Genomic DNA, 15405 nt, shown 5'->3' on the forward strand with positions numbered 1-15405 from the left:
ACTCCATTCTAGCGCAGATATTGGTTGAAAAGTGGGTAAATAGCTACTATTTCTAACTTTTTACATCCTCTAGTTTGTCCGTTTTTGAGAACAGAACCTGCATTTTGTACCTTTTAGCCTTTCTAATTTGGTTGCTGTATCGTAATTTTTAAAGCCCAATTCTCCACTTTTAGCCCCTAAAACTCCACTTTTTAATAGCTATTTTGCCCTTTTTAGCCATGTTTTTAATGGTTTGTAAAGGTCTTTTTTATACCATAGTGGTGGATATTTATACGTATCGTCTCGTGTTTTGCCGCATTTCGCATTGCGTTTTGCACCATTTTACCTTGCGTTTAGCATCAAAACGCGCTGCGTTTTGCACCAAATTGCGCTGCGTTTTGCACCAAATTGCACTGCGTTTTGCACCAAATTGCACTGCGTTTTGCGGCAAAACGCAGCGAATTTAGCAAAAGATGGCCCCAAAGTTGGTGTAAATTGTGGTTTTATGCAATACGTATTCATTTTGCCGGCATTTACAACTAACCCCTTTTTGCATCAAAACCAACCTTCGCGAGAATCGATTTTTGCGGCTGGGTAGGCGATTGGTGGACAGAAAGGGCACTCATAATGTTAAAATTCTTGCTGAAAACTGTACAAAAGTGCTTGCGTGGCATTCGCGCGTATGGGCAACTGCGCGGAAAGCACGCACGTTTACAACCGCCAGCAAAAGCGGTTGTAGGGCATGCAGACCACAGCCAACGGAAACAGCATCATGAAAATGCAGAAATTAGCTGCCATTGAGACGGCAGGTTTTCAACTGTCGGATAAATGCATGGAAGTACTTCCACCAGGCCGCTTTTAAGGCATGCCCATGATTTGCCCCAGAAAGATGGGCAAGATTTCTGTTTTATCGACCTTTTGTCCACTACTTCGCACATGAGTGGGGCGCTTGTCTTGTTCTTACAGCACCAGGACAATAAACACCTTCCATTTACAGGTACATAATGGTTAAGGCAACTTCAATAAAGGTTTGGGGCAACCCGTAGCAGCCAATTTGTATAAGAAGTGTGTCGGACGGGCTTGCTGTCCGTGAACCATGTTGTTGGAGGTGGTATGCCGACAAGTTGGTTGTTTGGTTTTTAATCGCCTCTGTGTGGAACATGTTTGGCTTTAAGCCCAATCGGTTGTTAGTACGCTTATCAATTAATGTAGGCTCTTTCCAACGCGTCTTGTTCATCTTTTGTTTGTTCGCCTGGCATCTTGCCTGCCTCGTTCTCTCAACGTAGTCCGCCAGACTTTCAATAATGAGGCAGGCAAGAGGCTCAACAATCAAACAAAATCTGCACAGACCCTAACATCCGATTTGGGCTTTAACCAAGTTCATTGCTTTAAGACTCCGCAGAAGTTAAATTGTCGTTTTCTTTCTGCCTTCATTGTCATTTTGTTTCCTTTTTGTTGTAGTTCTCGAATAAAATGGCGAACTTTGTTGTCGGGTTAAATACCCCTACACGATAAATAACTATGTTATGAAAAGTAAATTTACCACGGCTGCACTGTCGATGGCCTTCGTCTTTATGGCATCAGCCCAAAAAACAGTTTCTGTTTACCTTAATCCCGACGCGCCTGTTGAGGCTCGCGTGCAGGATGCACTTAAACGGCTTACCGTTCACGAGAAAGTAAAACTAATACATGCTCAAAGCATGTTCTCCTCGGCAGGCGTGCCAAGGTTGGGCATTAGGCAGCTGAACATGAGCGATGGCCCACACGGTGCGCGCGCCGAACTGAATTGGAGTACTTGGGGGTATGCCCAATGGACCAACGATTCCATCTGCGCCTTCCCCTCACTAACCTGTTTGGCCGCCACTTGGAACCGCAATTTGTCTGGCGATTACGGCCACGCCATAAGCGAAGAGTTTGCTTTCAGGGGCAAAGACGTCATTTTGGGGCCGGGAACAAACATCTGTCGCGTGCCGCTTAACGGCCGTAGCTTTGAGTATATGGGCGAAGACCCCTACTTGGCAGGCGAAATGGCCGTGCCTTACATCAAGCGGGCGCAGGCCAACGGCGTGGCTTGCTGCCTTAAACACTTTGCGCTGAACAACCAAGAAACAGACCGCTTTACCGTAAATGTAAACGTGGGTGAACGTGCTTTGCGCGAAATCTACTTGCCGGCGTTTAAGAAATGTGTGCAACAAGCAGGCGTTTGGACCATCATGGGTGCGTATCCGCTGTGGAACGGTCAACACCTGTGCCACAACGACTCGCTGTTGAACAAGATTTTAAAGAAAGAATGGGGCTTTGATGGGGCGGTGATAAGCGACTGGGAGGGCACTCATGATACGTGGCAGGCTGCAATGAACGGGCTTGATATTGAGATGGGTACCTCTGTAGACCGCAAAACCGAAGACGGCGCGCAAGGTTACGATGCCAATTATATGGCCAACCCACTTGAAAAACTCGTCTTGCAGGGGCGCATACCCATGTCGGTGCTCAACAATAAGGTGGAACGTGTGTTGCGAACCATCTTCCGCACGGCCATGAATCAGCGTAAGACCATTGGTAACCAATGTTCGGACGAACATTATGCCGTATGCAAGAACGTTGGTGCAGAAGGTGCAGTGTTGCTTAAAAACCAAGATAACATATTGCCTATTGCCCCTAACCGTTATAAGCGAATATTGGTGGTGGGCGATAATGCTGTGCGCAATATGAGTGAAGGTGGCGGAAGTTCGGAATTGAAAACGAAGTTCGACATATCGCCCCTTGATGGATTGAAGTCTGTCTATGGCGACAAACTCTCTTTCGTACGCGGCTATTATGCGGGCAAACCACTTTACGGCGCGGTGGAACCGTTATCGGCCGACTCGCTTAAGCAACTGAAAGAAGAGGCTTTGCAAGCTGCCCGAAAAGCCGATCTCATTATCTTTGTGGGCGGATTAAACAAGAACCATAGGCAAGATTGCGAAAACGGCGACCGCGAGAACTACGATTTGTCATACGGACAGAATGAACTGATAGCCGAGTTGGCCAAGGTTCAGAACAACATCGTTGTACTTACTTTCGGCGGAAACGCCTTTGCTACGCCGTGGATAAACAGCGTTAAGGCCTTGATGCACTGTTGGTATCTGGGCTCGATGTCGGGCGAAACGTTGGCCGAACTGGTTTCGGGCAAACTAAATCCAAGTGGCAAGCTGCCCATAACCTTTGCCAAACGACAGACCGACTACCCTTGTTTCCAGTTTGGCAAGCGTGGTTATCCCGGTGTAGACAAGCAAGTGTATTACGATGAAGGCATTTATGTGGGCTATCGTTGGTTCAACACCAAGGGTGTTGCACCGCAATTTCCTTTCGGTTTTGGGCTAAGCTACACCACATTTAAGTATGGCAAACCCACGCTTTCGGCCCAAACGATGGACAAGAACGGCAAGATAACTCTCTCTGTTGCCGTTACAAACACGGGTCGCAGGGCTGGTAAAGAAACCATTGAGTTGTTTATTGGCGACGATAAATGTAGCGAAGAGCGCCCCAATAAAGAGTTGAAGAACTTTGCTAAGGTGGCTCTTGAGCCTGGCGAAACCAAAACGGTAAGTTTTGACATCACGCCTGGCGACCTTGAATATTGGTCGGAACGCACCCACGGCTTTGTTGCCGAACCTGGAACATTCACTGCTTATGTTTGCGCCAGCGAAACAGATGTGCGTGCAACGGCTAAGTTCGAGTTGAAGTAAGTGTAAGTTGGCGAGTTTTAGGCTGTGCGTTTCTTAGTCTTAAAGGGTATGGTTTTTGAGTATATTGATGTTAGAACCGTTGTTGTGTAGTTGGCAAGTTGCTCCACAAGTTATCGCGTTGTAAGGCAATATGCCATCTACTTACAACCTTGCAAGCGCAAGGACTTGGAAACGCATAGCCTAAAAAATCACTGGCTAACAAACTTGATATATCGTGAAGTTAAAGAGATTAATCATAAAACCGAGAACTGGTCCGTTCGTTTCAACGAGGAAATGTTGCTCTATGAGTAAAGTTATTGCAGCCCTTGGCTGTATGATGCTCTTCTTACCCACAAAGAGTTGTGTAAAAAAATGCCAGACTCGAACGAGTTGGTGTTTGATAAATTGAAAGACATAGACAGTGAACGGAAGTTCATGAGGAATAGACCGTCAACAAAGAACTTTAACAGTTGTTCTCTAAAATGGCTCATGTAATGGCAGCACAATCGTATCATAGGTTTGCATTCTCCTCGATTTGTCTATTTGTAAGACGTTCATTCGTTCATACAATGGCGACATTGCCATTGATTTGTGTACTGTTATGCTGTTCAACAATAAGTAACGAGCATCTTGTCTTTGTGCAGGAACATCAGAAACTCTTATCAAAAGAGGTGACAATGAAACTTCCTAAACCATTTCATCGACAGAAAGAAAACTACGAAGAAGGAGTGATTTATTTCTATCATTTCGTTGATAGCGCATACGTTATTGTCTTCCAAGGTTCAATGATGGAGTTTTCCATAGATAAGTACCAAAATAAAATGGTGGAAAGCAAAGGCGAAAGAAAAACGTCTGTTGGGGTGGAGAACAAGCGGTGTTGGCGTAAAGACGTTTATTCTGATGGGGTGAGGGTGTATTATGATCATGTACCAAAACGTAATAAAGGTGTTTATGATAAGGTGTTGGATGAAATTGCGTTCAGGCAATTGCAAGCTGACGAGTAGTTTATGCGTTCGTTTGGGTGCCGTTAACATGGCGTTTCAAGCGTGCTAAGTATGTAAGTATCTTTTAACGAGAGTGCTTTTTTGACTATGGATAAATGGTGAAGAGGATGAGACATTTAAAAAGTATGGTGGCAATACTAGCCATAGTATGTTTAATGGCATGTGAAAATACATGGATGTGTTCTTGCAACATTACTGAGAAGGACATCGTTTATCAGTCGGCTGAGAAAAAGTTTTATCCATCAGCGCAGCTAAAGGCTAAGGTGGTAAAAGCCTTTAATGGCTCTTTTTCTTGGCGTAGGGCAGGCTATGTGTATAGAGATGCCTTTCAAGGCATTGGGGCTATCGTTTTTGAATACAACCCCGATGTAGGTGAGATTGATTATGTGCAACTGGTACGACCAACGAATGTGACATCTGTTGATCAAGAGTTGGTGAACTGTATTAAAGCGATGCGTTTCACAGATACTTTAAAAAAGAATCGTGTAAAGCCAGTTAAGTTTATATTGAAGATAGATTACTTTGATATGACCGCATACTAATAACGATTTGTCTCATCGCTAATCGCTTCTTATTATAAATGCTTTCAAAAACAATTATGGTATGAGATTTGTCACAATTAATTTGTTATATTCGAATGTACGTCTAGTCTTTTGGTCAATGGCAAGTATTAATAAAGAACTCCATGTTAAAAGCACAATATGTTGAACGTGTAATAAAAGAGCCGTAATTTAATTTGCAATATCGCGTATGAAAAGATTTTTGGCGTTTAATATAGTAATAGGTGGCGCTATACTTATTTCACATTTAGTTAACTATCTTATAGTTGTTCCTTGTGTTATAGGTAATGGATGTGACTATGATGCTGGTAAGTGCGATGGGGGAAAGGTTTTTGAGCTGTTGTTTGAGCAATCGTCTGACACGGGATACCATCCTGAACCAACCTTATTTAACTTCTTCTTTGTCACGTTTATTGGAGCAATGGTTGGAATTTGTTTCTTCAAAATCATTGTGCATTATCGCTTTCCTAAAAGGCAAGTCTCGCAAAATTGTGCACGAAAGACTTAATACAACAAGGTTAATATTGCACACAAGGTAAATAAACGAAAGGGAAGTTCAACGAACCGAGGAGAGAAGTGTGTTGCATTGCCTTGTAAGTGATAGTGGGTGAGAGTATAGAAAATGACTGGAAAACAATTATAATACATTGCGTATGAAAAGCTTATTCTTGTGTATTTGCATCTTTCTAAGCCTTATCCCCATTGATTTGTGGGGACAGAGTAAGGTTAATAAGCAAAGCAGTGGGCAGAAAGTGGCTGGGTATATCTCACTCTTAACGGCCGACAGCATTAAGTATTGGGATTGCGTCATTGGTAGTTGGGGCGTGGCTTTACAGAAACAGGGTCTTGAATATATGGAATACGACGAGAGGAGGCATCGACGGTATGCCATTCAAACCTGTATGAGTTATTTAACCTCGTTCTCTGTTGATAAGCGAAGGAAGTTAAAGGTGTTTCGTTATAATAGTGTTAGTCCTGCAAAGCTACATTGGAAAGGAGATATTTTGAAACTGACAGAAGACACCTTGATTGTAAAGTGGGAAGACTCATATGCAAATCTTTTGTTTATAAAGAGCAAAGACCAGTCTTCTCCATTAAAGCCTGCATTGAGTCTATATAATAGGAGGTTCCCTGAAATGGGTATGTCTAAGGACTCCTTGCGGGAGATGGCCTATTCACTTTATTGTACTTATCGTGAGAAGAAAGCATGTCCCGACACGATGCTCTTGGTAGTTAAGTTGAAATTGAACGAAGAAGGTAAGGTGGTTATGGCCAAGTATGAGCGTACACCGCCAGACTCTGCCACCTATGCAGACTTTTATAACGTTTTCTTGTCGTTCGTTAAAAGTCTCCCGTTTACGCCTGAAAGGGACATCGAAACGAAGGAAACGTTCGAATCAAGCATCATATTACCCTTTTCTTTTTTCGCAAAAGAAAGTTGGGCTGAGATATTTCGCCGCGAATTGCGACAGAAACGACAAGCGATAAGTAAGGAGAGTTCAACGGCAAAGTAGGGCAAATGAACTGTAACATTGTTCAATACAGATAAAATGTGCATAATGAGTATGTTTATATATAGAAAGTGAGGTGATGGTATGAAAAGGTTATTCTTGTGTATTTGCATCTTTCTAAGCCTTGTCCCTGTTGATTTATGGGGACAGAATAAGACGGGGCTGCAATCTAGTAAGTTAGAAACAGAGGTGTTGTATGATGTAGAAGGCATTGCTTATAAGCAAGTTTGGAGGAAAGATGGAGAGGTTGTTAGGTGTTGTTATCTTACTCGAAGTGGGCAGAAAGTTGAGAATGCCACATGGTGTGTGGATACGCAATGGGTATCAACTTTGGCAGATAAAGTTTTGGATAAAATACGTTTTGACTATACTAACTGCACAAACGTACGGGGAATAGTCCTTTTATTGGCTGTTCCCAAATTGAATATAGCGGAGTTAAGGCTGACGGACGTATTGCCAAAAGAATATAAAGAGATGTTGTTGAGGGCGGTTCGTGATGCGGAAAGCGACATTAGTGGCCTTGAAGGAGATACTCCCATACTGGCTCTTTTCCCTGTAAGGTTTACGACAAACTGAAAACATGCAACACAAATAAATAAGAAAAGGATCTGAATTAGGATGAAGAAGATGTTACTTAATATTCTCTCGACCAGCGAGAAACTAGAAATTGTGTGCCACCAAGCTTTTCTAAAATATATGGACGGCAAAGTTTTAATGCGAGCAATGAGGGTTACAACAATGTTAATGGCTTTTACTCTTGCTGGAGGGTTCATGGCTTCTTGTGCAGACGGGCGAGATAAACTTCCCGATATTCTCTATGGAGACGAGTATCGGGTTTGGTATGTAGATTTTGATAATGATGAAAGATGGCATTTGTGTTTCTATTTTAATAAAGACGGGACATGGAAAATCTTAGACCAAGACCCGCAAGACAGCTTACATGAGCATGTTGAGCGATGCCTGTTTTGGACAGAACGTTGGAGACTTGAAAACGATTCGACACTGATTCTTGATGAAACTGCGTGGAAGGTTCGTGTGGTTAGTCCTACCGAATTGAAACTTTGCCTTGATACAATAACGATGACTTTGCAGCCAATTGCTTACAATCCTGTACACAAACAAGGTAAATATGGGGAGTTTATTGGAAAAACCGTTGGCCTTTTTCTATTCTATCATCGCTTTTATTCCAATTTAATGGTGGTTGCAGGAAAACCAGGAAAACCTCGTGCAATAAGGGTTGACTATCCTTCTGATTCGTTAAGCATTGAGTTAACACCCTCGAAATTCAGGCACATAAAATTGTTTGACGAGTTTGAAGAATGGGATACTACCTTAGCTAAGAAAGAAAACATTGCCAAAATTCGGGTTTTTAAGAACGATTCGCTTATTGATGAGATTCCTTGGAGTAAAGGAAGTAAACACCGGGAAATTAAATATTGAAATTAAGTACGGCATGTTCTAACAAATCTCCGCTAAGGTTCAGTTGTCGTTTATTTGTATTGCTCTTTACTGTCTTTCTGCTGTTATCTGGTATATACCTGTCATTTTGCTTTATTATCGTTCCCTCTTATCTTATTGCTTACGGCTTAAGAGTGATACACATCATATTTTAAACAATTGCTGTTCGCAAAAATATAAATAGCAGGAAATCCTAACGTAATGCCTATAAGCAGGTGTTGTGTACAGCAACAAGATTTTCTAGATAGATTTGTATTGACAAGATGAAAGGATAGATTCGAACAGATTGGTGGAACGGATTGATGATGCTTTGTTTGAGGTAGGATAGTATGGCTGGTACAAGCGTAGCCTTTAATGTATCAGCAACTTTACTATTGTGTTTAATTCGAGGTGGTTTCCTTCGATTTTTTCATGGCACGCTTGTTGCATATATGTTTTTGTTGGGATGGTGCCGTTCGTTTATGAGGACGGAATTTCTTGAAAAGCGGTGTGGCGTGGCATAACTCACGCGTCACACTTATCGGTTACATTTGTTACCCAATGCGCATTGCGCAAAAGCAACAAATGTTACCTAATGTGGTTTTTTCTTTTCTTTCGGGTATGCTTTGCGGGCTTATGGCACACGCATTGTTGTTCATTATATTGAGAGAAGGGCGTGGTATGCCCTAATCTAATATAAGTTGTAAAGATTAAAACTGAACATTAACTAAAATCAAGAACATGACACCAAAGAAATTATGGTTGACTTTGGCGGCGGTCATTATCGGGTCGTTCGCCGTTTTATGCTTCTATGGCGTTGAGATTTTCAGAGAGATGCCGCCTTTTCCCAACAAGGTGGTGACTGAGAGTGGCGAAACGTTGTTCGAAGGACAAGATATTAAGGACGGACAGAACGTTTGGCAATCTATCGGAGGCCAGACAGTTGGTAGCGTTTGGGGGCATGGCGCATACGTTGCCCCTGATTGGACGGCCGACTATTTGCATCGAGAGTCGGAGCTGATGCTAGCCGAATTGGCCCAGAAAGATGGTAAAGTGTATGCCCAGTTGGCCGAAGCGGACAAGGCCAAGTACAAGGTGCTGTTGCAAGAAGAACTCCGTAAGAACACTTATGATGCGCAAACGGGCGTTATCACTTTTAGCGACATGCGCGCTAGGGTGGCCAAACAGTTGCATAACTATTATGCTAAGCTGTTCTTGAACGACCCCTCTATGGCTAAGTTGCGCAATGCGTATGCTATGCGCGAGAAATCTGTTGAGGCGGTAGGCGGTCTTTCGGCCGAACAGCGTTTTGATAAAATGGACGCTTTCTTCGCATGGTCTAGCTGGGTATGTGTAACCAACAGGCCCAACAGCGATGTTAGCTATACCAACAACTGGCCACACGACCCCGTAATAGGCAACATCGCACCCACCTCGCTGCATCTCTGGTCGGGATTTAGTGTGTTGTTGCTGCTCTTCTGTGTGGGAATTTTGGTTTACTACTATGCACAGCACAAGGAGGAGCATGTGTCGAAGGCGCCCGAAACGGACCCGATGAGGGAGCTTAAACCCACTGCGTCTATGCGTGCCGTGCTGAAATACATTTGGGTGGTAGGTGCTTTGATGTTGGTTCAGATGATTTCGGGCGTGATAACCGCCCATTACGGTGTAGAGGGTGATGCCTTCTTTGGCTTGCCCATACAAGATATTTTCCCCTATGCCGTATCGCGTAGCTGGCATGTTCAGCTAGCCATCCTTTGGATTGCAACGTCCTGGTTGGCTACGGGTCTGTACATTGCTCCGGCTGTTTCGGGTGTCGAACCCAAATATCAGGCCTTAGGTGTTAACGTTCTCTTTGGCGCATTGGTGTTCGTTGTTGCAGGTTCGCTGGCTGGCCAATGGTTCGGAGTGATGCAGAAGCTCGGCTTGGTAGAGAACTTTTGGTTCGGACATCAAGGATACGAGTATGTAGAGCTGGGTCGCCTATGGCAGATATTGTTGCTTACGGGGCTAGTTCTTTGGCTATTCTTAATGATACGTGCCCTCATTCCTGCGCTCAAGCGTAAGGACGAAAGCCGCCATTTGCTTATTCTCTTTGTAATTGCCTCGTTAGCCATTGCTTTCTTCTATGCCGCAGGTTTGATGTATGGTCGCCAAACCCACATGGCTATTGCCGAATACTGGCGTTGGTGGGTGGTTCATCTTTGGGTTGAGGGTTTCTTCGAGGTGTTCGCCACGGTGGTTGCATCGTTCTTGTTCTGCCGCTTGGGGCTGCTAAAGATAAAGAGCGCCACGATTTCGGTGTTGTTCTCCACCATTGTGTTCCTTGCAGGTGGCATCCTAGGAACCTTCCACCACTTGTATTTCAGTGCAACGCCAACGGCTGTGCTGGCACTAGGGGCTACATTCAGTGCGATGGAGCTTGTTCCGCTCGTACTTATTGGCATGGAGGCGTACCATAACTATCAGCTAAGCCGTTCTACGACTTGGATAAAATCCTACAAGTGGCCGATATATTGCTTCATTGCGATGTGCTTTTGGAACTTCTTGGGTGCAGGTATCTTCGGCTTCTCCATCAATCCGCCAATTGCCTTGTATTATTTGCAGGGACTGAACACCACTGCCGTTCATGGACATGCGGCTCTTTTCGGGGTCTATGGCATTTTGGGAATTGGCTTGATGCTGTTTGTTTTGCGCGGCCTTTATCCCGATTACGAGTGGAACAACAAGCTTATTGGCTCTGCTTTCTGGTGCATAAACATTGGTTTGTTGCTCATGACGGTGGTAAGTATCTTGCCCATTGGCATCTTGCAAGCCCACGAGAGCATCACCAATGCTTACTGGTCGGCAAGGTCGGCCGAGTTCATGCAACAAGATTTCATGCAGACATTAAGATGGTTGCGTGTACCTGGCGATTCGTTTGTAGCTTTGGGTGAAGTCTTATTAGTATTGTTTATTATCGGCCTTCAATTTGGTTGGTCGCGAAAAGGCAAACGCTAAAAGTTTCCTGCAAGCCATTTTTGATGGGTTTCTAGGCCTCGCCCGAATTTAGGTTCCACCTGTTTAAAGGGGAATGTCCTACAATTCCGAAGTATGGAGGTTTCGTCAGACCAAACGGTAAGATTGAAATCAACTCAGGGAAATCTTCAATGGCGAACCTGCCTGAAACCGTCTAACATCCGATAACAACAAGAATAGGCCCTATAAACCGCTTTCTATGGTTGGTTTATAGGGCCCTTCGATATTCTATATTCACAACTTGCAAAGTATGAGTTGTGTATGTGCTGATAAAAAAATGTTTGCAAGAAACGTTTGTTGTGCCAAACATAACCATGTTTCTTTCAATCTTGTTGAGCGATAAATAAATAAAAGTTGTTCTGCATTTGCACATTGGCAACGCGCCCGTCTATACCCCTTCCTCCTCTTCTTCGGCCGTGTTGCTGTTGCCCATTTCGCTTTGCGTGTCTAGTGTAGCATCCTTTTTGATGCTCACTTCGCCAAACCTCGAAATCTTAACTACCAGCGGAACGTACTCATCGCTCGACTTATCGGGCGACCCAACGCTGGCAGCGAAGTACAAGTAGTCGTTGTCGCACTTGTCGTACACCACGCCAAGCAGGGCACCACCTTTGTAGCTGACGTCAATTTGGTTGATGAAGTCGGCCTTAGAAAACGTGCGGTTGAAGAATACCGTGCCGTCTTTGCGCAGTATTTTCACCGTGGCACGGTTGTCGTAATACTTCTGTTCGCCGTCGTTGATGAGGGGTAGCGACTTGTCGGCCTTAAATTGGGTGTCGATGGTGTAGCTTGCCCCAATCCATTCTACCTTTCGGCTTTCGCTATGGTCGCCCATAGCACGCGTTTCAGTGGCGCGCACAACGATGGGTTTGCGCGCAACGATGTCGGTCTTTTCTTTTTTGCCTCCACACGAAGACAGGCAGATGGCCACGCTCATGGTAACGAGGGCCAAGAGATGTTGTTTCATTTACTTATAGGTTTTTTACCGCGCAAAGATAAGAAGAAATAGTGTAAAAAACGAAACGATGTGCGCATTATTTACTATCTTTGCAGCATACGTAACACATTCAGACGCATGTACAGAACGATTTTAATGGCTTTGGCATTGGTTCTCATGGTCTTGGGCTGTTCGGGCAACAAGTCCGAGCCTGGCCAGGAGGTTGTAGACACGGTGCCGATGATGGTGACTCAACTGAAAAAATGTTCGCGACTATACACCACCGAGATACGCGTTCATAAGATTATCACGCACAACGATGAGAAAACAATTAAGGGCTCGTTCCTTGGGAACAAGTTCAACATCAACCTGCCACTAAGCAAACGGCAGGTGGCCATACCTATGGAGGCCACCTTGAAGGCGTATGTAGACTTCGGAAAGTTTAGCGAAGACAATGTACGCAGACGCGGCGACCGCATTGAAATAACACTTCCCGACCCGCAAGTGGAACTCACAGGCACGCGCATAGACAATAAAGGCATTAAGCGGTATGTGGATTTTGCGCGTTCTAACTTCACCGATGCCGAGCTGACGGCCTACGAAAGGCAGGGCCGAGAGTCGATTGTGAAGTCTATTCCGCAAATGAAGGTAATGGAACAGGCTCGCCAAAACGCCGCCAATGTTATCATCCCGATGGTGGCGCAGATGGGATTTAAAGAAGAAAACATAACGGTGAACTTCCGTAAGGACTTTAATTACGGAGACATCACTCGCCTTTTGCTTGGCAATACAGAAAGGAGGACTGACAATGAGTAAGTTTCGTTCCCTTCTTTCGTTAGTTCCTTTCCGCTATTGGCTGTACTTGGCCTTAGTGGTTGTGGCATTCGTGGTGATTTGTGTGGCTGTTTGTCGCTGCGAAACCGATAACAGTATAAGCGTGGTGAGCAACGACAAGATAGACCTTACGCCCAACCAGATACAACAAATAGAGGCCATTGGCGAGTGGGAGTTTCTGTCTATCGACGACGAAGAGTTGGTAGACACCATTAAATATGGTTTCTTTGGCGATGATAAGTTGGTGCGTATATATTATGGTACGTTGCGTTTGGGCGTTAATCTGCGCGAGGCGCGCCCACGTTGGCTGTCGATGCAGGGCGACACGCTTTGCGCTACGCTACCGCCCGTAAAGCTTTTAGACAATAATTTTATTGACGAGGCGCGCACGCAATCGTTTTTCTCAACGGGAACATGGAGCGATGCCGACCGCGATCGCCTTTATTATAAGGCTAATGCCATGATGCGCAAACGCTGCTTAACGCCTACCAATATGGCGTTGGCCGAGGAAAACGCTCGCGTACAGTTCACTAGCTTGCTGCGTTCGCTAGGTTTCGATAAGACGAAAGTGATGTTCGACGACCCCCAAACTGCCACAAAGAAAGCGCGTTGATAACAGAACATTGTGCTACAAAGTACCTTGTACTGCGGTTATAAGCGGCTTGTACTGGGGCAACAAGCACCTAGTGTGGTGACTATAAAGTACCTTGTACTGCTACTACGTGCATTGCCGCCTATTGCAGGTTTACACCGTTTTATTTATTATTGCTGGCCGCTAAACTTCAAATCGGCTCGGTTTCTCTATCCGCAATGCCCATCAATAGGCGTTGCGGATTTCGTTTTCGAAAAGTAAGTCCCCTTTCAGATTATCATTCATCCCAAAAGTTCTTCCGTGTAAGTGCTCTTTTACTGGCACAAGGATTAAATTCAACACAGGCACGCAATGGCACTGAATAACGGTCACAAGATTGTAAAACATTTGCACCAAAAATTAACATTATGAGTGCCCTCGCCGTAAAATTTCCAAGTATCGGTCGGATTTTCGCGCGTATTTTTAAAGTTTGTAACCGCTTGACTCATTGGCGTTTACGATAAATAAGGCGCAAAAGCATGCTTTTTAGCATGTATTAGGGGTGCAAAACATCAATAAATTCACCGCCAAAATCTACCAAGCGGTTTTTCATTCCAAATGGCCAAAATGCCTATAAATAACGCTTAAAATGGTGCTTTTTATGGGTTTTGGAGTGTATTTTGAAGCATTTACCTTGCATTTTAGTGCAAATTGCACTGCGTTTTGATGCAAATTGCACTGCATTTTGGTGCAAATTGCATTGCGTTTTGGTGCAAAATGCACTGCGTTTTGGTGCATATTGCGATGTGTTTTGGTGCAAAATGCGTTGCAACAACTAGCGATTAGACCCCATTTTCTAGTAGTTGCGGATGCAAATTTGGGAGAAATTTTCTTCAAAGAGAAATGCAAAAGCATAGTAAATGGCTAAAAACAGAGGGGATAAGCACTCAAAAAATGCCGAAATTTTATCGCTTGGGTGCATTTTATATGGCTTTTAGCGGTTATTTTCTTCTAGAATGGTTCGGCCGAAGAACGTGATTTGTAAAATATATTTATTGTTTTAACAAATCGCAAAGCAGGTGATTTCTGAGATAAGGACAACGGACGTGCGCTGGGATGAGCGATAAGACTAAACAGGATGGGCGCAATGATACGAACGTTTTCGTTAAGCCAAATGAACAATGTCGAGCTTGCTCGAACATTGTCATGGCGAGAAAACGCACTTTTCGAGTAACGAGAAAAGAACAATTTTAAGCCCTTACTGACGTAAATGATATAGGGCAACGAAACGCGCAGGACGTTTGCGTTTCACCCAGTTGCGCCTTTAACCCCATCGGCTGTTCGCCATACCGTGCTTGTGAAGAACAGAAAGGGGCTAGCTTTTGGGGAGAGGTAAAACCAATTTTTATTTGTCGGCAGCCTGAACACCATATTTGCTGTTTCAAATCTTTTAGCAGGCAGCCATATTTATTTATAGGGGCGTTGCGCTGTTTTCTTCCTCATATCAGGGTTTACTTGCCGCATTGGGCATGCCGAAAGTCACCACCAAGGGCAGATGGTCGCTAAAACCGCCAAGATATTTAGGGCCTTGATAGGTTCGCCAAGGGCGTTTCCCGCCATATTTTTCTTCGTCTTCCATTAGGAATGGGGCATCGAAAATGTGGCAGGAAACGCCCTTTTCGCATATCTTTTGGCTAACGAAAACATGGTCTAGGCTACCCCATTCGCCTTGGTAACGATAAGTTCCTTTCGCCCCGTTAATGCCAATGGCGTTGGCCGACACGTCTGTTAGGCCGTTGGCAGCCAGCAAACGCAAGGCAGGCGCGTCGCCATAGTCGTTAAAGTCG

The 15405-nt window shown here is 44.4% G+C and carries 12 protein-coding genes; 10 read left to right on the forward strand and 2 right to left on the reverse strand.

Features of this window, described 5'->3' with window-relative positions; genetic code table 11:
• Nucleotides 1–1505: 1505 nt before the first annotated feature.
• The 8 genes from BN93_RS03180 (at nt 1506) to BN93_RS03220 (ending at nt 11198) form a co-directional block, all read left to right on the forward strand.
• Nucleotides 1506–3707, forward strand: coding sequence for a beta-glucosidase (locus tag BN93_RS03180; protein WP_019186919.1), 2202 nt, complete (start codon nt 1506–1508; stop codon nt 3705–3707).
• A 656-nt stretch (nt 3708–4363) separates the two neighbouring features.
• Nucleotides 4364–4690 (forward strand): hypothetical protein, encoded by a 327-nt coding sequence (locus BN93_RS03190; RefSeq protein WP_157462637.1) that lies wholly within the window; start codon nt 4364–4366, stop codon nt 4688–4690.
• Nucleotides 4691–4815: 125 nt separating this feature from the next.
• Nucleotides 4816–5232, forward strand: coding sequence for a hypothetical protein (locus BN93_RS03195; RefSeq protein ID WP_157462640.1), 417 nt, complete (start codon nt 4816–4818; stop codon nt 5230–5232).
• A gap of 208 nt (nt 5233–5440) precedes the next feature.
• Nucleotides 5441–5758, forward strand: coding sequence for a hypothetical protein (locus tag BN93_RS03200; RefSeq protein WP_019186923.1), 318 nt, complete (start codon nt 5441–5443; stop codon nt 5756–5758).
• A gap of 145 nt (nt 5759–5903) precedes the next feature.
• Nucleotides 5904–6764 carry a hypothetical protein gene (locus BN93_RS03205; RefSeq protein WP_044259670.1) on the forward strand — a complete coding sequence of 287 codons (861 nt, stop codon included), beginning with the start codon at nt 5904–5906 and terminating at the stop codon, nt 6762–6764.
• An 81-nt stretch (nt 6765–6845) separates the two neighbouring features.
• Nucleotides 6846–7337 (forward strand): hypothetical protein, encoded by a 492-nt coding sequence (locus tag BN93_RS03210; RefSeq protein ID WP_019186925.1) that lies wholly within the window; start codon nt 6846–6848, stop codon nt 7335–7337.
• Between the two features lie 42 nt (nt 7338–7379).
• The gene (locus BN93_RS03215) at nt 7380–8201 is read left to right on the forward strand and encodes a hypothetical protein (RefSeq protein WP_019186926.1); all 822 of its coding nucleotides are present in this window, start codon (nt 7380–7382) and stop codon (nt 8199–8201) included.
• A gap of 738 nt (nt 8202–8939) precedes the next feature.
• The gene (locus tag BN93_RS03220; protein ID WP_044259673.1) at nt 8940–11198 is read left to right on the forward strand and encodes a nitric-oxide reductase large subunit; all 2259 of its coding nucleotides are present in this window, start codon (nt 8940–8942) and stop codon (nt 11196–11198) included.
• A gap of 406 nt (nt 11199–11604) precedes the next feature.
• On the opposite strand, the gene BN93_RS03225 is transcribed toward BN93_RS03220, so the two are convergent.
• Entirely contained in the window at nt 11605–12183 is a 579-nt protein-coding gene (locus BN93_RS03225) for a DUF4738 domain-containing protein (RefSeq protein WP_019186929.1), read from the reverse strand.
• Nucleotides 12184–12291: 108 nt separating this feature from the next.
• Between BN93_RS03225 and BN93_RS03230 the strand changes: the two genes are divergently transcribed.
• Nucleotides 12292–12969 (forward strand): DUF4230 domain-containing protein, encoded by a 678-nt coding sequence (locus BN93_RS03230; RefSeq protein WP_019186930.1) that lies wholly within the window; start codon nt 12292–12294, stop codon nt 12967–12969.
• Nucleotides 12962–13600, forward strand: coding sequence for a DUF4230 domain-containing protein (locus BN93_RS03235; protein WP_019186931.1), 639 nt, complete (start codon nt 12962–12964; stop codon nt 13598–13600). Before BN93_RS03230 ends, BN93_RS03235 begins: the two co-directional genes overlap by 8 nt.
• Nucleotides 13601–15062: 1462 nt before the next feature.
• Here BN93_RS03235 and BN93_RS03245 read toward each other — a convergent pair.
• Nucleotides 15063–15405 (reverse strand): endonuclease/exonuclease/phosphatase family protein (locus BN93_RS03245; RefSeq protein ID WP_044259677.1); only part of this gene is annotated, 343 nt, incomplete at its 5' end.

Source organism: Prevotella conceptionensis 9403948, from assembly GCF_000312305.1.
In the GTDB taxonomy this organism is placed as follows: domain Bacteria; phylum Bacteroidota; class Bacteroidia; order Bacteroidales; family Bacteroidaceae; genus Prevotella; species Prevotella conceptionensis.